Genomic DNA, 20,209 nt, shown 5'->3' on the forward strand with positions numbered 1-20,209 from the left:
ACCATCGGCCACGTTGACCACGGTAAAACCACCCTGACCGCCGCCATCACCAACGTGCTGGCCAAGCACTTCGGTGGTAAAGCTTTCGCCTTCGACCAGATCGACAAGGCACCGGAAGAGCGTGAGCGTGGTATCACCATCAACACCTCCCACGTAGAATACGACACTGCTACCCGCCACTACGCCCACGTAGATTGCCCGGGTCACGCCGACTACGTTAAAAACATGATCACCGGTGCTGCCCAGATGGACGGCGCAATCCTGGTAGTAGCAGCGACTGACGGCCCGATGCCGCAGACTCGTGAGCACATCCTGCTGGGTCGTCAGGTAGGCGTTCCGTACATCATCGTGTTCATGAACAAGTGCGACATGGTAGATGACGAAGAGCTGCTGGAACTGGTCGAGATGGAAGTTCGCGAACTGCTGTCTGAGTACGACTTCCCGGGTGATGACCTGCCGGTAGTCCGTGGTTCCGCACTGAAAGCGCTGGAAGGCGAAGCTCAGTGGGAAGAGAAGATCCTGGAACTGGCTGGCCACCTGGACACCTACATTCCGGAGCCGGAGCGTGCCATTGACCAGCCGTTCCTGATGCCTATCGAAGACGTCTTCTCCATCGCAGGCCGTGGTACCGTAGTAACCGGTCGTGTAGAGCGCGGTATCGTCAAGGTTGGTGAAGAAGTGGAAATCGTTGGTATCAAAGATACCACCAAGACCACCTGTACCGGCGTTGAAATGTTCCGCAAACTGCTGGACGAAGGTCGTGCAGGTGAGAACGTTGGCGCGCTGCTGCGTGGCGTGAAGCGTGAAGACGTAGAGCGTGGTCAGGTACTGGCCAAGCCGGGCACCATCAAGCCGCACACCAAGTTCGAATCCGAAGTGTACGTGCTGTCCAAGGAAGAAGGCGGTCGTCACACTCCGTTCTTCAAGGGCTACCGTCCGCAGTTCTACTTCCGTACTACCGACGTGACCGGTACCATCGAACTGCCGGAAGGCGTAGAGATGGTAATGCCGGGCGACAACATCAAGATGGTTGTTACCCTGATTGCCCCGATCGCGATGGACGACGGCCTGCGTTTCGCTATCCGTGAAGGTGGCCGTACCGTAGGTGCTGGTGTTGTAGCCAAAGTTATCGCTTAATCTTGGCTTACATAAATAAAGCAAAGCCCCTATAATAGGGGCTTTCTTATGCAGGGGCGTAGTTCGAATTGGTAGAACAGCGGTCTCCAAAACCGATGGTTGCGGGTTCGAGTCCTGCCGCCCCTGCCATATACCTCGTCTCGTACGGGGCTTTTGTGTCTTTGGTTACGTCAGATACAGGTGGGTTGTATGAGTGTTAGTTCTGAGGGTCAGGGCGGAAGCAAGGATACCCTGCTTTGGGGCCTGGTTTTCATCATCCTGGCGGCCGCTGTAGTGGGCAATTACCTGCTGAGCGACGTTATTGCTGCCGTCCGCGCCCTGGGTGTGGTCGTTGTCATCGCTGCTGCCGGTGCAGTGGCCCTGCAAACCACCAAGGGCAAGGCAACACTGGCGTTTGCCCGTGAGTCTCGCCTGGAAGTCCGCAAGGTCGTATGGCCGACCCGTCAGGAAGCCATTCAGACAACCCTGATTGTGCTGGCGGTGACTGCCGTGATGGGGCTGCTGCTGTTCGTGTTGGACGGCGCCTTGGTCTGGTTGGTCAACCTGATTACCGGTGTGTAAGGATAAGCCATGACTGAACAACGTGAACAGCGTATGAGATGGTATGTCGTGCAGGCATTTTCCGGCTACGAAGGCCGTGTTGCCAAATCCCTGCGTGAACATATCAAGATGCATGGCATGGAAGAGCTGTTTGGTGAAGTGCTGGTCCCGACCGAAGAAGTGGTCGAGATGCGTGCTGGCCAGAAGCGCAAGAGTGAGCGCAAATTTTTCCCGGGATACGTCCTGGTCCAGATGGTGATGGATGAAACCACATGGCACCTGGTACGCAATGTACCACGTGTAATGGGTTTCATCGGCGGTACCTCCGATCGCCCTGCTCCTATCTCCGATAAGGAAGCTGATGCCATCCTCAATCGTCTGCAAGATGCCCACGACAAGCCGCGTCCGAAAACCCTGTTTGAACCGGGTGAGATGGTCCGGGTTGCCGATGGTCCGTTCGCCGACTTCAACGGTACCGTTGAAGAGGTGGACTACGAAAAGAGCCGCGTGAAGGTCTCCGTACTGATCTTCGGCCGCTCAACGCCGGTAGAACTGGATTTTGGTCAGGTCGAAAAAGGCTGATTAATCTCTGTACGTTTAACGGTTGTCAGGGGCAGCGATTATCTCTATAATTCGCTGCCCCTTTATTTGTTGGGGAGCCGTTTGCAGGAGCATGTCTCCGAGGCGTTAGAACCCATTTTTGAGGTATTTTTGTAATGGCTAAGAAAGTCACAGCTTATATCAAGCTGCAAGTTAAGGCTGGCAGTGCTAACCCCAGCCCTCCCGTTGGTCCTGCTCTGGGTCAGCACGGTGTGAACATCATGGAATTCTGTAAGGCATTCAACGCCCGTACAGAAAAGCTGGAAAAAGGTTCTCCGACTCCGGTCGTGATCACCGTTTACAGCGACCGTTCCTTCACCTTCGAAACCAAGACTCCGCCCGCTTCCTTCCTGCTGAAGAAAGCCGCTGGTATCCAGTCTGGTTCAGCCAAGCCGAACAAAGACAAGGTTGGTAAGGTGACTGTGGCTCAGCTGCAAGAAATCGCCAAGACCAAAGAGCCGGATATGACTGGTGCCGATCTGGATGCAAAAGTACGTTGCATCGCCGGTTCCGCTCGTTCCATGGGCCTGGTAGTGGAGGAGTAAGACAATGGCTAAACTGTCCAAGCGTATGCGCGTTATTCGCGAAAAAGTTGACGGTACCAAAGAGTACTCCATCAACGAAGCCATTGCCCTGCTGAAAGAACTGGCTACCGCCAAGTTCGTTGAAAGCGTTGACGTTGCCGTTAACCTGGGTATCGATGCTCGTAAATCCGACCAGAACGTACGTGGTGCAACTGTACTGCCGCACGGTACCGGTCGTGACATCCGTGTCGCCGTGTTCACCCAGGGTGCCAATGCCGAAGCCGCCAAGGCTGCCGGTGCTGAACTGGTTGGTATGGATGACTTGGCTGAGCTGGTCAAGAAAGGCGAGATGAACTTCGACGTCGTGATCGCATCCCCGGATGCTATGCGCGTTGTTGGTCAACTGGGCCAGATCCTGGGCCCGCGCGGTCTGATGCCGAACCCGAAAGTGGGTACCGTCACTCCGAACGTAGCCGAAGCCGTCAAGAACGCCAAGGCTGGTCAGGTTCGTTACCGTAACGACAAGAACGGTATCATTCATACCACTCTGGGCAAGGTCTCTTTCAACGAAGTTCAGCTGAAAGAAAACCTGGAAGCGCTGCTGGTTGCCTTGAAGAAGGCCAAGCCGTCCTCCGCCAAGGGTGTATTCATCAAGAAAGTCAGCATCTCCACCACCATGGGTGCCGGTGTTGCCGTAGACCAAGCTTCCCTGGAAGCTCAGGCCTAATTGATGGGTTTTACAAGGCGCAAAATTTAATCTATAATTTTGCGCCTTGATTGGTTGGGGGTTTCGACCTCCGTCCAAGACCGCAGGAGGCCGCAAAGCCTTAATTCTTCCTGCGTAGACGGTGCCGGAAACCCAGCGAGAAAGATTCTTTCTCTTCTGGAATCCTGCTACCGCATCGTTCCCCTCTGTTGTAAAGGTAGGGGGGATGTGTCAGTACTGGGTCAACAGACCCGGATTCAATCCAGGAGTTAAGCCAATGGCATTGGGACTCGAAGACAAAAAGGCAATTGTTGCTGAAGTCAACGAAGCTGCCAAAGGCGCTCTTTCTGCAGTTGTAGCCGATTCTCGCGGCGTCACTGTAGACAAGATGACCGTCCTGCGTAAGACCGCTCGTGAAGCTGGTGTGTACATGCGCGTTGTGCGTAACACCCTGCTGCGTCGCGCGGTAGAAGGTACCGAATACGAGTGCCTGAACGACGCATTTACCGGTCCTACCTTGATTGCTTTCTCTAACGAACACCCGGGCGCTGCCGCTCGTCTGTTCAAAGAGTTTGCCAAAGCGAACCAAAAGTTCGAAATCAAGGCTGGCGCTTTTAACGGTGAGTTTATCGCCGCAGCACAAATTGATCGTCTGGCCACGCTGCCGACTTACGAAGAAGCAATTGCGAAGTTGATGGCTACCATGAAGGAAGCCTCTGCTGGCAAGCTGGTTCGTACTATCGCTGCTGTTCGCGACCAGAAACAAGCTGCTGCTTGATTCTCGCCTATCTAGGCTGTTTGAGTTTATTCAACATCAGGAATTTTTGTCATGTCTATCACTAAAGACCAAATCATCGAAGCCGTTGCTTCCATGTCCGTAATGGAAGTTGTTGAGCTGATCGAAGCTATGGAAGAGAAGTTCGGTGTTTCTGCCGCTGCTGCCGTCATGGCTGGCCCGGCTGCTGCTGAAGCAGTAGAAGAGAAGACCGAGTTCGACGTAGTTCTGACTGCTGCTGGCGCCAACAAAGTTGCCGTCATCAAGGCCGTTCGTGGCGCTACCGGTCTGGGCCTGAAAGAAGCCAAGGACCTGGTAGAAGCTGCTCCGACCAATCTGAAAGAAGCCGTGTCCAAGGACGAAGCTGAAGCTCTGAAGAAAGAGCTGGAAGCTGCCGGTGCTTCTGTTGAGATCAAATAATCTGCATTTATGTAGATTAGCCTGATAAAACAGGCTAAGGCTGGTGAATCTTTATTCACCAGCCTTTTTGCGCTGTAGACTGAGAGTATTTCACACCGTTCACGACTCTCGGTGCACCAGCAATCCGGACCACCTCATCGTCCGGGCCAACACAAAACGGTGTTGAGACAGAGCTGTCCCGTGGGGACAGAGTGGGTCACTTATCAGCGAGCTGAGGAACCCTATGGTTTACTCTTATACCGAAAAAAAACGCATACGTAAGGACTTCGGTAAGCGAGACCAGGTACTGGACACGCCTTATCTGTTGTCCATTCAGCTGGACTCCTTCAAGCAGTTCATCGAGGCTGACCCGGAAGGTGAGTACGGCCTAGAAGCCGCCTTCCGTAGCGTTTTCCCGATCACCAGTTACTCCGGTAGTGCTGAGCTTCAGTATGTCAGCTATCGCCTGGGTGAGCCGGTATTTGACGTAAAAGAATGCCAGATCCGTGGAGTGACCTACTCCGCGCCGCTGCGTGTCAAGCTTCGTATGGTTCTGTACGACCGTGAAGCAGCTGCCGGCACCGTCAAAGACATCAAGGAACAAGAAGTATACATGGGCGAAATTCCGCTCATGACCGAGAACGGCACCTTTGTCATCAATGGTACCGAACGGGTCATCGTCTCCCAGCTGCACCGCAGCCCGGGCGTCTTCTTCGACCACGATAAAGGCAAAACACATTCATCCGGTAAGGTACTGTATAACGCCCGCGTTATCCCCTACCGTGGCTCCTGGCTGGACTTCGAGTTCGATGCGAAAGACAACCTGTTTGTCCGTATCGACCGTCGTCGCAAACTGCCGGCCTCCATTATTCTGCGCGCCCTGGACTTCAGTTCCGAAGAAATCCTGGCCACCTTCTTCGAGACCATCGGTTTCGAGGTCAAGGATGGCAAGTTGATGATGGATCTGGTGCCCGAGCGCCTGCGTGGCGAGACCGCGACCTTCGACATCATTGCCAATGGCGCCGTGGTGGTTGAAACCGGTCGTCGTGTCACTGCCCGTCACATCCGTCAGCTGGAAAAAGACGGCATCACCCAGATCGAGGTGCCGGTAGAGTATGTTGTTGGCAAAGTTGCAGCCAAGAACTACGCGCACCCGCAGACTGGTGAGATGGTTGTCACTGCCAACCAGGCGCTGAGCCTGGAAGCGGTTGCCAACCTGTCCCAAGCCGGCTTCAAGCACTTCGAGGTTCTGTTCACCAACGAACTGGATCACGGTGCCTACATGTCCGAGACCCTGCGTATCGACTCCAGCTCCAGCCGCCTGGAAGCCCTGGTCGAGATCTATCGCATGATGCGTCCGGGCGAGCCGCCCACTCGCGAAGCGGCCGAGCAGCTGTTCGAGAACCTGTTCTTCTCTTCCGAGCGTTACGACCTGTCTACCGTAGGTCGGATGAAGTTCAACCGCCGTTTGGGTCGTGAAGACGAGACTGGCGTTGGCGTGCTGACCAAGGACGATATCGTCGAGGTCATGAAGCGCCTGATCGATATCCGTAACGGTAACGACGAAGTGGACGATATCGACCACCTTGGTAACCGTCGTATCCGTTCCGTCGGTGAAATGGCCGAGAACCAGTTCCGTGTTGGTCTGGTCCGTGTCGAGCGTGCGGTGAAGGAGCGCCTGTCTCTGGGCGATCTGGACACCCTGATGCCGCAGGATCTGATCAACGCCAAGCCGATCTCCGCCGCGGTCAAAGAGTTCTTTGGTTCCAGCCAGCTGTCCCAGTTCATGGACCAGAACAACCCGCTGTCCGAAGTGACCCACAAGCGCCGTATCTCCGCGCTGGGCCCGGGCGGTCTGACCCGTGAGCGTGCCGGTTTCGAAGTTCGAGACGTACACCCGACCCACTACGGTCGTCTGTGCCCCATCGAAACGCCGGAAGGTCCGAACATCGGTCTGATCAACTCGCTGTCCGTGTATTCCCGCACCAACGAGTACGGTTTCCTCGAGACCCCGTACCGCAAGGTGATCGACGGTGTGATCACCGACGAAGTGGATTACCTGTCTGCGATTGAAGAAGGCAAGTACGTGATCGCACAGGCCAACGCCGCGACCACCGAAGATGGCCGTCTGAAAGATGAATTGATCCCGTGCCGTCACAAAGGTGAATCCACCTTTATGAACGCCGACCAGATCCAGTACATGGACGTGAGCCCGCAACAGATCGTCTCTGTGGCAGCGGCCCTGATCCCGTTCCTGGAACACGATGACGCGAACCGCGCATTGATGGGTTCAAACATGCAACGTCAGGCTGTACCGACCCTGCGCGCTGACAAGCCGCTGGTAGGTACCGGTATGGAACGCGCAGTGGCCGTTGACTCCGGTGTGACCGTAGTGGCCAAGCGTGGCGGTATGATCGACTATGTCGATGCCTCCCGTATCGTTATCAAGGTCAACGAAGATGAGCTGCTGCCTGGCGAAGCTGGCATCGACATCTACAGTCTGACCAAATACACCCGTTCCAACCAGAACACCTGTATCAACCAGCGTCCGTGCGTGATGTTGGGTGAGCCGGTCATGGCTGGCGACGTACTGGCTGACGGCCCGTCCACCGATCTCGGTGAACTGGCGCTGGGTCAGAACCTGCGCGTCGCGTTCATGCCGTGGAACGGTTACAACTTCGAAGACTCGATCCTGGTGAACGAGCGTGTTGTTCAGGAAGATCGCCTGACCACCATTCACATCCAGGAACTGGCCTGTATCTCCCGTGACACCAAGTTGGGTCCGGAAGAGATCACTGCTGACATCCCGAACGTGGGTGAAGCCGCTCTGTCCAAGCTGGACGAGTCCGGCATCGTCTACGTGGGTGCCGAAGTGAAGGGCGGCGACATTCTGGTCGGCAAGGTGACTCCGAAAGGTGAAACCCAGCTGACTCCGGAAGAGAAGCTGCTGCGCGCCATCTTCGGTGAGAAGGCGTCCGACGTGAAGGACTCTTCCCTGCGAGTGCCGAACGGTGTGTACGGTACCGTGGTTGACGTGCAGGTCTTTACCCGCGATGGCGTGGAAAAAGACAAGCGCGCCAAAGAAATCGAAGAGATGCAGTTGAAGGAAGCGAAGAAGGACTTGACCGAAGAGTTCAAGATCCTGGAAGACGGCATTTTCGGCCGTTCCCGCAACCTGCTGCTGGCCGCCGGTTACAGCGAAGATCGTCTGAACAAGCTCGATCGTTCCAAGTGGTTTGAGCTGGCCATCGAAGATGAAGCCAAGCAAATCGAGCTGGAGCAGATCGCTGAACAGCACGTTGAGCTGAAGGCCGAGTTCGACAAGAAATTCGAGAACAAGCGTCGCAAGATCATCCAGGGCGATGACCTGGCGCCGGGCGTACTGAAGATCGTCAAGGTCTATCTGGCCGTCAAGCGTCGCATCCAGCCGGGTGACAAGATGGCGGGCCGTCACGGTAACAAGGGTGTTATCTCCAAGATCTGTCCGGTCGAGGATATGCCCCATGACGAGTACGGCCGTCCGGTCGACATCGTACTGAACCCGCTGGGTGTACCGTCTCGTATGAACATCGGTCAGATCCTCGAAGTGCACCTGGGCCTCGCGGCCAAGGGCATCGGCGAGAAGATCGACCGCATGATCAAAGAACAGCGCGAACTGCACGAGATGCGCGAGTTCCTGCAACAGGTCTATGACCTGGGCGAGAAGGACTCCCAGCAAGTGAACATTGCTGAACTGTCTGACGACGACGTGCGTACCCTGGTGGGTAACCTGCGTAAGGGTCTGCCGGTGGCTACACCTGTCTTTGATGGTGCCAAAGAGCGCGAAATCAAAGCCTTGCTGAAGCTGGCCGATCTGCCGGAATCCGGTCAGATCTCCCTGTTCGACGGTCGTACCGGTAACGCCTTCGAGCGCAAGGTCACCGTGGGTTACATGTACATGCTGAAGCTGAACCACCTGGTAGACGACAAGATGCACGCGCGTTCTACCGGTTCCTACAGCTTGGTTACCCAGCAGCCGCTGGGTGGTAAGGCGCAGTTCGGTGGTCAGCGGTTCGGTGAGATGGAAGTGTGGGCCCTGGAGGCTTACGGTGCGGCATATACCCTGCAGGAAATGCTGACCGTCAAGTCTGACGATGTGAACGGCCGTACCAAGATGTACAAGAACATCGTGGATGGCGACCACCGTATGGAGCCGGGCATGCCCGAATCCTTCAACGTATTGCTGAAGGAAATCCGCTCTCTGGGTATCAACATCGAGCTGGACGAAGAGTAAGAGCTCGCTCTTATTGTTCGAGAATTGACGTGGGCGCCCCGCTGTTTCGGCAGCCGGGGCGCCGAGGTTAGACTCCTGACAGGGGAAACACGTGAAAGACTTACTCAAGTTTTTGAAGGCTCAGACCAAGACCGAAGAGTTTGACAGTATCAAGATCGGTCTGGCCTCTCCTGACATGATCCGCTCCTGGTCATTCGGTGAGGTCAAAAAGCCTGAGACCATCAACTACCGGACTTTCAAGCCGGAGCGTGATGGTCTGTTCTGCGCCCGTATCTTCGGACCGGTGAAGGACTACGAGTGTCTGTGCGGCAAGTACAAGCGCCTGAAACACCGTGGTGTGATCTGCGAGAAGTGCGGTGTAGAAGTGACCCAGACCAAGGTCCGTCGTGAGCGCATGGGCCACATCGAGCTGGCCAGCCCGACTGCCCACATCTGGTTCCTGAAGTCCCTGCCGTCCCGTATCGGTCTGCTGCTGGACATGACCCTGCGTGACATCGAGCGCGTGCTGTATTTCGAATCCTATGTAGTGATCGAACCCGGCATGACCAACCTCGAGCGCAGCCAGATGCTCTCCGAAGAGAACTATCTGGACGCACTGGAAGAGTGGGGCGACGAATTCGACGCCAAGATGGGTGCCGAGGCCATTCTGGCTCTGCTGCGCGCCATCGATCTGGAAGGCGAAGTCAAAGCCATGCGTGAGGAGCTGGATCAGACCAACTCCGAGACCAAGCGCAAGAAGACCACCAAGCGTCTGAAGCTGATGGAAGCCTTCCTGCAGTCCGGCAACAAGCCGGAGTGGATGATCATGACTGTGCTGCCCGTGCTGCCGCCGGACCTGCGTCCGCTGGTACCGCTGGACGGCGGTCGTTTCGCGACCTCCGATCTGAACGATCTGTACCGTCGCGTGATCAACCGTAACAACCGCTTGAAGCGTCTGCTGGATCTGGCTGCGCCGGACATCATCGTGCGCAACGAAAAGCGCATGCTGCAAGAGTCCGTGGATGCCCTGCTGGACAACGGCCGTCGTGGTCGTGCCATCACCGGTTCCAACAAGCGCCCGCTGAAATCCCTGGCCGACATGATCAAGGGTAAGCAAGGTCGTTTCCGTCAGAACCTGCTGGGTAAGCGTGTCGACTACTCTGGTCGTTCCGTTATCACCGTAGGTCCGACCCTGCGTCTGCATCAGTGCGGTCTGCCGAAGAAGATGGCACTTGAGCTGTTCAAGCCCTTCATCTACGGCAAGCTGGAATCCCGCGGTCTGGCGACCACGATCAAGGCCGCCAAGAAGATGGTGGAGCGCGAAGAAGCCGTCGTCTGGGACATCCTGGACGAAGTGATCCGCGAACACCCGGTTCTGCTGAACCGTGCGCCGACCCTGCACCGTCTGGGTATCCAGGCGTTTGAACCGACCCTGATCGAAGGCAAGGCCATCCAGCTGCACCCGCTCGTCTGTGCCGCCTATAACGCGGACTTCGACGGTGACCAGATGGCGGTCCACGTACCGCTGACCCTGGAAGCCCAGCTGGAAGCGCGTGCCCTGATGATGTCCACCAACAACATCCTGTCGCCTGCCTCCGGTGAGCCGATCATCGTTCCTTCCCAGGACGTGGTCTTGGGTCTGTACTACATGACCCGCGCCCGCATCAATGCGAAGGGTGAAGGTATGGTGCTGTCCGGCCCGAAAGAGGCCGAGAAGGTCTACCGTGCCGGCCTGGCCGACCTGCATGCTCGCGTCAAGTGCCGCATCACCGAGTACGTGAAGAACGAAGCCGGTGAGCTGGTTGCCAAGACCGAGATGAAGAACACCACCGTTGGTCGTGCGATCCTGAGCCTGATCCTGCCCAAAGGCATGGAGTACGCGCTGATTGACGAGCCCAAGGTACTGACTGCTGCAGAGCAGGCTGACCTGGACGCCAACCCGCAGAACTGGATCAAGTGCGTCTCCAACAAGGCGCTGGGCAAAAAGCTCATCTCCCGTCTGCTGAACACCTGCTATCGCAAGCAGGGCCTGAAGGATACCGTCATCTTCGCTGACCAGCTGATGTATACCGGTTTCCACTACGCGGCCCTGTCCGGTGCCTCTGTTGGTATCGATGACATGGTCATCCCGGATGCCAAGAAAGACATCATCGCTGCTGCAGAAGCCGAAGTCGCCGAGATCCAGGACCAGTTCCTGTCCGGTCTGGTGACCGCGGGCGAACGCTACAACAAGGTTATCGATATCTGGGCCAGCGCGAACGATCGCGTCTCCAAGGCCATGATGGACAACCTTTCCAAGGAGCGTAACGTCAACTCCCTGGGCGATGAGGAAGAGCAAGCCTCCTTCAACAGCATCTTCATGATGGCCGACTCTGGTGCGCGGGGTTCCGCCGCCCAGATCCGTCAGCTGGCCGGTATGCGTGGCCTGATGGCGAAGCCGGATGGCTCCATCATCGAAACGCCGATCGTGGCGAACTTCCGTGAAGGTCTGAACGTACTGCAGTACTTCATCTCCACTCACGGTGCTCGTAAAGGTCTGGCGGATACCGCACTGAAGACAGCGAACTCCGGTTACCTGACCCGTCGTCTGGTTGACGTGGCCCAGGACATGGTGATCACCGAGGACGATTGCGGCACTACCGACGGTCTGTGGATGACTCCGCTGATCGAGGGTGGCGACGTGGTCGAGCCGCTGCGTGAGCGCGTGCTGGGTCGTGTGGTGGCCGAAGACGTGATCAAGCCGGGTACCGAGGATGAAGTGCTGGTAGCGCGCAACACCCTGCTCGACGAGCAGCTGTGTGACCTGCTGGAGCGCAACTCCGTCGACCGCGTGAAGGTGCGTTCTGCCATCACCTGTGAGACCGACTTCGGTAACTGTGCTCACTGCTACGGCCGTGATCTGGCCCGTGGTCACCTGGTGAACAAGGGTGAGGCTGTCGGTGTTATCGCTGCTCAGTCCATCGGTGAACCAGGTACCCAGCTGACGATGCGTACCTTCCACATCGGTGGTGCCGCATCCCGAGCGGCTGCCGAGAGCAGCATCCAGGTGAAGAACACCGGTAGCATCAAGTTGCAGAACGCCAAGTTCGTTCTGAACAACTCTGACAAGCTGGTTATCACCTCCCGTTCTACCGAGCTGACCATCATGGACGAGATGGGCCGTACCAAGGAAAGCCACAAGCTGCCTTACGGTTCCGTGCTGGAAGTGAAGGATGGCGAAGCGGTGAACGCCGGTGATACCGTCGCGAACTGGGACCCGCACACTCACCCGATCATCACCGAAGTGGCGGGTCGCCTGCACTTCGAACACATGATCGACGGTGTGACCATCACTCGTCAGACCGACGAGCTGACCGGTCTCTCTTCCATCGTCGTGCTGGATGTCAACGAGCGTCCGAGCGCCGGTAAAGAGATGCGTCCGACCGTGAAACTGGTCGATCTGAACGGCAAGGATGTGATGATCCCGGGCACCGACGTTCCCGCCCAGTACTTCCTGCCGGGCAAGGCGATCGTGAACCTGGAAGATGGTGCCAACGTGGGCGTGGGTGACGCGGTTGCGCGTATCCCGCAAGAGTCCAGCGGTACCAAGGACATCACCGGTGGTCTGCCGCGCGTTGCGGATCTGTTCGAAGCACGTCAGCCGAAAGAGCCGGCCATCCTGGCCGAGATCTCCGGTACCATCTCCTTCGGGAAAGAGACCAAGGGCAAACGCCGTCTGGTCATCACCCCGACCGATGGTGGCGAGATCTACGAAGAGATGATTCCGAAATGGCGTCACCTCAACGTGTTCGAAGGTGAAAAAGTTGAGAAGGGTGAAGTGCTGGCGGACGGTCCCGAGTCTGCTCATGACATCCTGCGTCTGCGCGGTATCAGCCCGGTCGCCAACTACATCGCCAACGAAGTGCAGGACGTTTACCGTCTGCAAGGCGTTAAGATCAACGACAAGCACATCGAAGTCATCGTGCGTCAGATGCTTCGCAAGTGCGAGATCCTGAGCGCTGGCGACACCGACCTGATCGAAGGTGAACAGGTTGAAGTGGCCCGTGTGAAGATTGCCAACCGTAAACTGGTTGCCGAAGGGAAGACCCCGGCTACCTACCGTCATATCCTGATGGGTATTACCAAGGCATCTCTGAGCACCGAGTCCTTCATCTCCGCGGCTTCCTTCCAGGAGACCACCCGCGTGCTGACCGAAGCAGCCGTTGGTGGCAAGCGTGATGAACTGCGCGGCCTGAAAGAGAACGTGATCGTGGGTCGTCTGATCCCGGCTGGTACCGGCTTTGCCTACCACCACAGCCGCATCAACCAGCGTGCCGCCGCAGCCCGTGCTGTCGGTGTGCCGCAGGTGACTGCCGATGAAGCTCAGCAAAACCTGGCGGATCTGCTCAACGCAGCCGGCAGTTTTGACGAAGAGTAATCTTCCGCAGCAGTGATCGAAAAGGGCCCCTTCTAGGGGCCCTTTTTTTATTTCCCATCCGGCGCCCAGCGTGCACTGGGCTGGGGCAGGGGGATGATCCAGTGCAAGGTTATAGAGCAAAAAATCAAAAAAAGTTGACATTGCCCCGTCGCAACTGAAAACTCGGGAAAGTTGAATGGGTATTACAGGGGTAGAACATGGCTGTCGGTATCGAGGAAGTACTGCTTCCCGAAGAGCAACTGAGCGGTCGCGCTTTTACAGACGAAGACAGGGAGCTGTTGCGTTCATATGGGGGCCTTATCGAAGGCCTGGCCGATCTGTTCGGCAAGCACTGCGAGGTGGTGCTCCACTCCCTGGAAAATCTGCATGAGTCCGTGATCCAAATCGCGAATGGTTTCAATACGGGTCGAACTCTGGGGGCGCCGATCACCGATCTCGCCCTGCGGATGCTCAAGGACATCGAGAGCACGGGTCAGGATCACACCCAGAGTTATTTTGCCCGCAGTCGGACCGGTGCCTTGATGAAGTCGAGCACCATCGCCATCCGTAACCGCGACAAGCAGGTGATCGGCCTTATCTGCATCAATTTGCACATCAATGCGCCTTTCCACGAGTTCGTGGCCGAATTCTTCCCGACACCACAGCAGGTGGAGCGGCAATCACCGGAGACCTTCGCCAACAGCGTCGAAGAGCTGGTTGCCCAGACGGTGGACAACACCATCGACGAGATCAATCGTGATCCCTCCGTGGCCAACAATGCCAAGAACCGTTTTATCGTGACCCAGTTGTTCGAGAAGGGCATATTTGATATCAAGGATTCGATCAACCTGGTCGCCGACAAGCTGAATATTTCCAAACATACCGTGTATCTCTACATCCGACAGCGCAAGCAGGGTGAAGAAGAGAGCGAGTAAGCGCCATAGATAGGGGATAGATAACAATGGCTAAAGAAGTGATTGCAACCGACAAGGCGCCTGCCGCAATTGGCCCTTATGTCCAGGCAACCAAGCTGGGTGAGCTGGTCTTTACCTCCGGGCAGATCCCGCTCGATCCGGCCACCATGGACATCGTTGCCGGTGGCATCGAGGCTCAGGCAGAGCAGGTGATGAAGAATCTGGTCGCAGTCTTGAAAGCCGCAGGGGCCGATACCAGCAAGGTACTGAAGACCACCTGCTTCCTGAGTGACATGAACAACTTCGTGGCCTTCAACCAAGTGTATGCCCGCTACTTTGGCGAATCCGCTCCGGCACGTTCCTGCGTGGAGGTCGCTCGTCTGCCCAAGGATGTGCTGGTCGAAGTCGAAGCCATCGCTTACGTCTGAGCCTGTTTCATTGCAAAAGCCCCTCCCAGGAGGGGCTTTTGCGTCTGTGAGGTAGAATGGATGCACCGCTGTGCAGGAGTGCGATCATGAGTCTGAATTTTGCTCTGCTGGTCACCGGGCCCGCCTATGGCACCCAGACGGCCAGCACGGCCTATCGTTTTGCCCTGAGTCTGGTCGAGCAGGGACACCGCTTGTCCCACCTCTTCTTCTATCAGGAGGGGGTGTGCAATGCCAATGGCCTCCATACGCCAGCCAGCGATGAGACCGACCTGGTGGCGTTGTGGCGCGAGTTGGCCATCCAGCAGGGCATCCGTATCGATGTGTGTGTGGCTGCGGCCATGCGCCGTGGCGTGCTGGATGAGCAGGAGGCCAAGGGAATGGGACGGGAGCATTTCAATCTGGAAGCACCATTCTGCCTGAGCGGGCTCGGTCAGTTGGCGGAAGCCGCACTGACCGCTGATCGCTTCGTTCAGTTCTAGGGGGACAAAATGACCAGAATAGCGTTTATCTCACGGCGTGGTCCCCATGGTTCGGCGAGTGGTCGGGAGGGGCTGGATGCTCTGCTGGCCACCTCTGCATTGACGGAGTCCCTGGCACTCTTTCTGGTGGGGGATGGCGTGATGCAACTGGTGAGGGAGCAATCACCACACGCCATATTGCAGCGTCACTACGCCCCGACCTTCAAGATGCTGGAACTGTATGACATCGAGGAGATCTATGTCTGTGCGGTGTCACTGGCTGAGCGAGGACTGACGGCGGCGGATCTGCTAATCCCAGTTATTCCGCTCTCTCCTGCGGAAATTCGCCGTAGCTGGGCGGGTTTCACCACCCACATCTGCTTCTGAGGTGTCCGTGATACAGCTGATATTGAACTCTCCCTTCATGAGCCGGGATCTCGAGTTGGCGTTGCGTTACCGCATGGAAGGGGATCTGGTGGTGTTGATGCAGGATGCCGTGATGGCGGCGGCTGCCCCCGGGTGGTGCGAGCGCTTGGCAGAGGTCCCCCTGTACGTCATGAAGGAAGACCTGCAAGCGAGAGGCTTGTCATCCGGGATCGGGATGGAACTCGATATGCCGGGTTTGATCAGGTTGATCGCCGAGCACGGATCACCGCAGACCTGGGGCGGTTAGGCTTGGTTTTCCTTTTTATCTCAGTTGCTTAGCATAATGTCATTCGACTGTCATTTGCCATTTCGGTGTGCAAATTGTATAAATCTTGACTCCCCAGACAACAGGGCATAAAATTTCGCGTCCCCGTATCTGCGGGGAGGATTTTTCACACGTTTATGAAGTCATTATCAGGAGCCTTTTGATGGCAACTATTAACCAGTTGGTTCGCAAGCCACGCATCAAGCTCGTTGTGAAAAGCAACGTGCCGGCGCTGGAAGCGTGCCCTCAGAAGCGTGGCGTATGCACCCGTGTATACACCACCACCCCGAAGAAGCCTAACTCTGCACTGCGTAAAGTATGCCGTGTACGTCTGACCAACGGCTTCGAAGTCACCTCCTACATCGGTGGTGAAGGTCACAACCTGCAAGAGCACTCTGTTGTTCTGATCCGTGGCGGTCGTGTAAAAGACTTGCCAGGTGTTCGTTATCACACCGTTCGTGGTGCGTTGGACTGTGCCGGTGTTAAAGACCGTAAGCAGGCTCGCTCCAAGTACGGCGTGAAGCGTCCGAAAGCTTAATGGTTCTCCGTTAAGTAAGGCCAAACGTTAATTCGTTTCTAGTTAGATAACTTTCTAGTTTTGGGTAACCCCTGAAGTTACGGAGAATTTGAAATGCCAAGACGTCGTGTTGTTGGTCAGCGTAAAATCCTGCCGGATCCCAAGTTCGGATCTGAGCTGCTGGCTAAATTTGTCAACGTAGTAATGGTTGACGGTAAGAAATCTGTTGCAGAAGCCATCGTTTATGGCGCCCTGGACATCATTGCCACCAAATCTGGCAAAGAGCACCTGGCCCTGTTCGAAGTCGCTCTGGACAACATTCGTCCGGCGGTCGAGGTTAAATCTCGTCGCGTCGGTGGTGCAACCTATCAGGTGCCGGTAGAAGTTCGTCCGGTACGTCGCAATGCTCTGGCAATGCGCTGGTTGGTTGATGCCGCTCGTAAACGTGGTGAAAAATCAATGGCTCAGCGTTTGGCTGGCGAGCTGCTGGATGCCGCTGACAATAAGGGTTCGTCTGTCAAGAAACGTGAAGACGTTCACCGTATGGCTGAAGCGAACAAGGCCTTCGCTCACTTCCGCTGGTAATCCGCTTGCGCAGGGTCTTATGACTCTGCGCACCTTTAATTATCTGGGGACAAGCGCCCTAGTAAGAGGATGACAATGGCTCGTACAACCCCCATTGAGCGTTATCGTAATATCGGTATCTCCGCTCACATCGACGCCGGTAAGACTACTACTACCGAGCGCGTTCTGTTTTACACCGGTGTAAGTCACAAGATCGGTGAAGTTCACGATGGCGCCGCCACCATGGACTGGATGGAACAGGAACAAGAGCGTGGTATCACCATCACCTCCGCCGCGACCACCGCTTTCTGGTCCGGTATGGGTAAACAGTTCCAACCGCACCGTATCAACATCATCGATACCCCGGGCCACGTTGACTTTACTATCGAAGTAGAGCGTTCCATGCGTGTTCTGGATGGCGCCGTGATGGTGTACTGTGCCGTAGGTGGCGTACAGCCCCAGTCTGAAACCGTATGGCGTCAGGCTAACAAGTACAAGGTTCCCCGTATCGCGTTCGTCAACAAGATGGACCGTACCGGTGCTAACTTCCTGCGCTGCGTTGAGCACATCAAGACCCGTCTGAAAGGTAACCCGGTTCCTCTGCAACTGAACATCGGTTCCGAAGAGAACTTCAAGGGCGTTATCGACCTGGTCAAGATGAAAGCCATCAACTGGAGCGAAGCTGACCAGGGCGTATCCTTCGACTACGAAGACGTCCCGGCCGAGCTGCTGGAACAGGCGCAAGAAATGCGCATGAACCTGGTTGAAGCCGCTGCTGAAGCGTCTGAAGACCTGATGGAAAAATACCTGGGTGGTGAAGAACTGACTGAAGAAGAGATCAAGAAAGCTCTGCGTCAGCGTGTTCTGAACAACGAAATCATCCTGGTTACCTGTGGCTCCGCGTTCAAGAACAAGGGCGTACAGGCCATGCTGGATGCCGTGGTCGAGTACCTGCCGGCTCCGACCGACGTTGCTGCTATCGACGGTCTGAAGCTGGATGGCGAGACCAAGGACGAGCGTCACGCTTCCGATGACGAGCCGTTCTCTGCTCTGGCATTCAAGATTGCTACCGACCCGTTCGTGGGCAACCTGACCTTCTTCCGTGTTTACTCCGGTGTGGTCAACTCCGGTGACTCCGTGCTGAACTCCGTTAAAGAGAAGCGCGAGCGTTTCGGCCGTATCGTTCAGATGCATGCCAACAAGCGTGAAGAGATCAAAGAAGTTCGCGCAGGCGACATCGCTGCTGCCATCGGCCTGAAGGACGTCACCACCGGTGATACCCTGTGTGACGAAAGCGCACCGATCATCCTGGAGCGTATGGAATTCCCGGAGCCGGTAATCTCCATCGCCGTTGAGCCGAAATCCAAGGCTGACCAGGAGAAGATGGGTCTGGCTCTGGGCCGTCTGGCTCAGGAAGATCCGTCCTTCCGCGTATGGACCGACGAAGAATCTGGTCAAACCATCATCGCCGGTATGGGTGAGCTGCACCTGGACATCATCGTTGACCGTATGCGTCGCGAGTTCAAGGTAGAAGCCAACGTAGGTAAGCCGCAGGTTGCCTACCGTGAAACCATCCGCAACACCGTCAAGGACATCGAAGGCAAGCATGCCAAGCAGTCCGGTGGTCGTGGTCAGTACGGTCACGTCGTTATCGACATGTACCCGCTGGAAGAAGGCAAAGCCTACGAATTCGTCAACGACATCAAGGGTGGCGTGATTCCGGGCGAATTCATCCCGGGTGTTGACAAGGGTATCCGCGAGCAGCTGAAGTCCGGCCCGCTGGCAGGCTATCCGGTAATGGATCTGGGTGTGCGTCTGCACTTCGGTTCCTACCACGATGTCGACTCTTCCGAACTGGCGTTCAAGATCGCTGCTTCTCTGGCGTTCAAGGCTGGCTTCATGAAGGCCAACCCGGTACTGCTCGAACCGATCATGAAGGTCGAAGTCGAGACTCCGGAAGACTACATGGGCGACGTGATCGGTGACCTGAACCGTCGTCGCGGCCTGATCGAAGGCATGGAAGATGGCCCGTCCGGCAAGATCGTACGTGCGCTGGTGCCGCTGGCCGAAATGTTCGGTTACGCCACCTCCCTGCGTTCTGCTACCCAGGGTCGTGCTTCCTACGCCATGGAATTCGCCAAGTATCACGATGCCCCGACCAACGTCGCCCAGGCCGTGATCGAAGAGCGCAAATCCAAGTAATTTAAGATTCCCCGCCTACGACGGTAGGCGGGTTTAACCTAGAAGGACTACGTCGTGTCTAAAGAAAAATTTGAGCGTAATAAACCGCACGTAAACGTCGGCACCATCGGCCACGTTGACCACGGTAAAACCACCCTGACCGCCGCCATCACCAACGTGCTGGCCAAGCACTTCGGTGGTAAAGCTTTCGCCTTCGACCAGATCGACAAGGCACCGGAAGAGCGTGAGCGTGGTATCACCATCAACACCTCCCACGTAGAATACGACACTGCTACCCGCCACTACGCCCACGTAGATTGCCCGGGTCACGCCGACTACGTTAAAAACATGATCACCGGTGCTGCCCAGATGGACGGCGCAATCCTGGTAGTAGCAGCGACTGACGGCCCGATGCCGCAGACTCGTGAGCACATCCTGCTGGGTCGTCAGGTAGGCGTTCCGTACATCATCGTGTTCATGAACAAGTGCGACATGGTAGATGACGAAGAGCTGCTGGAACTGGTCGAGATGGAAGTTCGCGAACTGCTGTCTGAGTACGACTTCCCGGGTGATGACCTGCCGGTAGTCCGTGGTTCCGCACTGAAAGCGCTGGAAGGCGAAGCTCAGTGGGAAGAGAAGATCCTGGAACTGGCTGGCCACCTGGACACCTACATTCCGGAGCCGGAGCGTGCCATTGACCAGCCGTTCCTGATGCCTATCGAAGACGTCTTCTCCATCGCAGGCCGTGGTACCGTAGTAACCGGTCGTGTAGAGCGCGGTATCGTCAAGGTTGGTGAAGAAGTGGAAATCGTTGGTATCAAAGATACCACCAAGACCACCTGTACCGGCGTTGAAATGTTCCGCAAACTGCTGGACGAAGGTCGTGCAGGTGAGAACGTTGGCGCGCTGCTGCGTGGCGTGAAGCGTGAAGACGTAGAGCGTGGTCAGGTACTGGCCAAGCCGGGCACCATCAAGCCGCACACCAAGTTCGAATCCGAAGTGTACGTGCTGTCCAAGGAAGAAGGCGGTCGTCACACTCCGTTCTTCAAGGGCTACCGTCCGCAGTTCTACTTCCGTACTACCGACGTGACCGGTACCATCGAACTGCCGGAAGGCGTAGAGATGGT

General features: G+C 56.4%; 18 protein-coding genes and 1 tRNA gene. All 19 read left to right on the forward strand.

The genetic code is table 11. The features are described from left to right. A partial coding sequence (gene tuf / locus AB5Y80_RS16840; protein WP_017788708.1) for an elongation factor Tu occupies positions 1-1,137 on the forward strand: 1,137 nt, incomplete at its 5' end. 52 nt (positions 1,138-1,189) lie between these two features. Continuing rightward, positions 1,190-1,266, forward strand: a tRNA-Trp gene (locus AB5Y80_RS16845). Positions 1,267-1,326: 60 nt separating this feature from the next. Then, positions 1,327-1,698, forward strand: a complete 372-nt coding sequence (secE, locus tag AB5Y80_RS16850; RefSeq protein WP_010675960.1) for a preprotein translocase subunit SecE — start codon at positions 1,327-1,329, stop codon at positions 1,696-1,698. Between the two features lie 9 nt (positions 1,699-1,707). Further along, positions 1,708-2,259 (forward strand): transcription termination/antitermination protein NusG, encoded by a 552-nt coding sequence (gene nusG / locus AB5Y80_RS16855; protein WP_010675959.1) that lies wholly within the window; start codon positions 1,708-1,710, stop codon positions 2,257-2,259. A 134-nt stretch (positions 2,260-2,393) separates the two neighbouring features. Further along, entirely contained in the window at positions 2,394-2,822 is a 429-nt protein-coding gene (rplK, locus tag AB5Y80_RS16860; protein WP_005306313.1) for a 50S ribosomal protein L11, read from the forward strand. A 4-nt stretch (positions 2,823-2,826) separates the two neighbouring features. Further along, positions 2,827-3,528, forward strand: coding sequence for a 50S ribosomal protein L1 (rplA, locus tag AB5Y80_RS16865; RefSeq protein ID WP_010675958.1), 702 nt, complete (start codon positions 2,827-2,829; stop codon positions 3,526-3,528). Positions 3,529-3,784: 256 nt separating this feature from the next. Further along, positions 3,785-4,285, forward strand: a complete 501-nt coding sequence (gene rplJ, locus AB5Y80_RS16870; protein ID WP_005339895.1) for a 50S ribosomal protein L10 — start codon at positions 3,785-3,787, stop codon at positions 4,283-4,285. A gap of 51 nt (positions 4,286-4,336) precedes the next feature. After that, a complete protein-coding gene (gene rplL, locus AB5Y80_RS16875; protein ID WP_010675957.1) occupies positions 4,337-4,702 on the forward strand; it encodes a 50S ribosomal protein L7/L12 in 366 nt (121 codons plus the stop codon). A gap of 223 nt (positions 4,703-4,925) precedes the next feature. Continuing rightward, positions 4,926-8,954, forward strand: a complete 4,029-nt coding sequence (rpoB, locus tag AB5Y80_RS16880) for a DNA-directed RNA polymerase subunit beta (protein WP_010675956.1) — start codon at positions 4,926-4,928, stop codon at positions 8,952-8,954. A gap of 91 nt (positions 8,955-9,045) precedes the next feature. Then, complete coding sequence (gene rpoC / locus AB5Y80_RS16885; RefSeq protein WP_010675955.1) at positions 9,046-13,350, forward strand: DNA-directed RNA polymerase subunit beta'; 4,305 nt, start codon at positions 9,046-9,048, stop codon at positions 13,348-13,350. A 197-nt stretch (positions 13,351-13,547) separates the two neighbouring features. Then, positions 13,548-14,264, forward strand: a complete 717-nt coding sequence (locus AB5Y80_RS16890) for a transcriptional regulator (protein ID WP_010675954.1) — start codon at positions 13,548-13,550, stop codon at positions 14,262-14,264. Positions 14,265-14,290: 26 nt separating this feature from the next. Next, on the forward strand, positions 14,291-14,671 hold the full coding sequence (locus tag AB5Y80_RS16895; RefSeq protein ID WP_010675953.1) for a RidA family protein: 381 nt from the start codon (positions 14,291-14,293) through the stop codon (positions 14,669-14,671). An 86-nt stretch (positions 14,672-14,757) separates the two neighbouring features. Continuing rightward, positions 14,758-15,150 (forward strand): sulfurtransferase complex subunit TusD, encoded by a 393-nt coding sequence (gene tusD / locus AB5Y80_RS16900; protein ID WP_043153907.1) that lies wholly within the window; start codon positions 14,758-14,760, stop codon positions 15,148-15,150. A gap of 9 nt (positions 15,151-15,159) precedes the next feature. Then, positions 15,160-15,516, forward strand: coding sequence for a sulfurtransferase complex subunit TusC (gene tusC, locus AB5Y80_RS16905; RefSeq protein WP_029314860.1), 357 nt, complete (start codon positions 15,160-15,162; stop codon positions 15,514-15,516). Between the two features lie 7 nt (positions 15,517-15,523). After that, positions 15,524-15,802: a sulfurtransferase complex subunit TusB gene (gene tusB, locus AB5Y80_RS16910; protein ID WP_323942847.1), complete on the forward strand. Its 279-nt coding sequence runs from the start codon at positions 15,524-15,526 to the stop codon at positions 15,800-15,802. A 181-nt stretch (positions 15,803-15,983) separates the two neighbouring features. Beyond that, entirely contained in the window at positions 15,984-16,358 is a 375-nt protein-coding gene (rpsL, locus tag AB5Y80_RS16915; RefSeq protein ID WP_005306278.1) for a 30S ribosomal protein S12, read from the forward strand. 93 nt (positions 16,359-16,451) lie between these two features. Beyond that, positions 16,452-16,922 carry a 30S ribosomal protein S7 gene (rpsG, locus tag AB5Y80_RS16920; RefSeq protein ID WP_010675949.1) on the forward strand — a complete coding sequence of 157 codons (471 nt, stop codon included), beginning with the start codon at positions 16,452-16,454 and terminating at the stop codon, positions 16,920-16,922. Positions 16,923-16,997: 75 nt separating this feature from the next. Beyond that, on the forward strand, positions 16,998-19,103 hold the full coding sequence (gene fusA, locus AB5Y80_RS16925; protein ID WP_010675948.1) for an elongation factor G: 2,106 nt from the start codon (positions 16,998-17,000) through the stop codon (positions 19,101-19,103). Positions 19,104-19,157: 54 nt separating this feature from the next. Next, positions 19,158-20,209: elongation factor Tu (gene tuf / locus AB5Y80_RS16930; protein WP_368172509.1), on the forward strand; the 1,052-nt coding region annotated here is incomplete at its 3' end.

Origin of the sequence: Aeromonas sp. R2-1 (assembly GCF_040908425.1) — a bacterium.
Classification (GTDB): Bacteria; Pseudomonadota; Gammaproteobacteria; order Enterobacterales; family Aeromonadaceae; genus Aeromonas; species Aeromonas caviae.

What these genes read in the sequence shown, in the direction of transcription:
- secE (WP_010675960.1), top strand. Translation starts at nt 1,327, where the DNA reads ATGAGTGTTAGTTCTGAGGGTCAGGGCGGAAGCAAGGATACCCTGCTT.
- nusG (WP_010675959.1), top strand. Translation starts at nt 1,708, where the DNA reads ATGACTGAACAACGTGAACAGCGTATGAGATGGTATGTCGTGCAGGCA.
- rplK (WP_005306313.1), top strand. Translation starts at nt 2,394, where the DNA reads ATGGCTAAGAAAGTCACAGCTTATATCAAGCTGCAAGTTAAGGCTGGC.
- rplA (WP_010675958.1), top strand. Translation starts at nt 2,827, where the DNA reads ATGGCTAAACTGTCCAAGCGTATGCGCGTTATTCGCGAAAAAGTTGAC.
- rplJ (WP_005339895.1), top strand. Translation starts at nt 3,785, where the DNA reads ATGGCATTGGGACTCGAAGACAAAAAGGCAATTGTTGCTGAAGTCAAC.
- rplL (WP_010675957.1), top strand. Translation starts at nt 4,337, where the DNA reads ATGTCTATCACTAAAGACCAAATCATCGAAGCCGTTGCTTCCATGTCC.
- rpoB (WP_010675956.1), top strand. Translation starts at nt 4,926, where the DNA reads ATGGTTTACTCTTATACCGAAAAAAAACGCATACGTAAGGACTTCGGT.
- AB5Y80_RS16890 (WP_010675954.1), top strand. Translation starts at nt 13,548, where the DNA reads ATGGCTGTCGGTATCGAGGAAGTACTGCTTCCCGAAGAGCAACTGAGC.
- AB5Y80_RS16895 (WP_010675953.1), top strand. Translation starts at nt 14,291, where the DNA reads ATGGCTAAAGAAGTGATTGCAACCGACAAGGCGCCTGCCGCAATTGGC.
- tusD (WP_043153907.1), top strand. Translation starts at nt 14,758, where the DNA reads ATGAGTCTGAATTTTGCTCTGCTGGTCACCGGGCCCGCCTATGGCACC.
- tusC (WP_029314860.1), top strand. Translation starts at nt 15,160, where the DNA reads ATGACCAGAATAGCGTTTATCTCACGGCGTGGTCCCCATGGTTCGGCG.
- rpsL (WP_005306278.1), top strand. Translation starts at nt 15,984, where the DNA reads ATGGCAACTATTAACCAGTTGGTTCGCAAGCCACGCATCAAGCTCGTT.
- rpsG (WP_010675949.1), top strand. Translation starts at nt 16,452, where the DNA reads ATGCCAAGACGTCGTGTTGTTGGTCAGCGTAAAATCCTGCCGGATCCC.
- fusA (WP_010675948.1), top strand. Translation starts at nt 16,998, where the DNA reads ATGGCTCGTACAACCCCCATTGAGCGTTATCGTAATATCGGTATCTCC.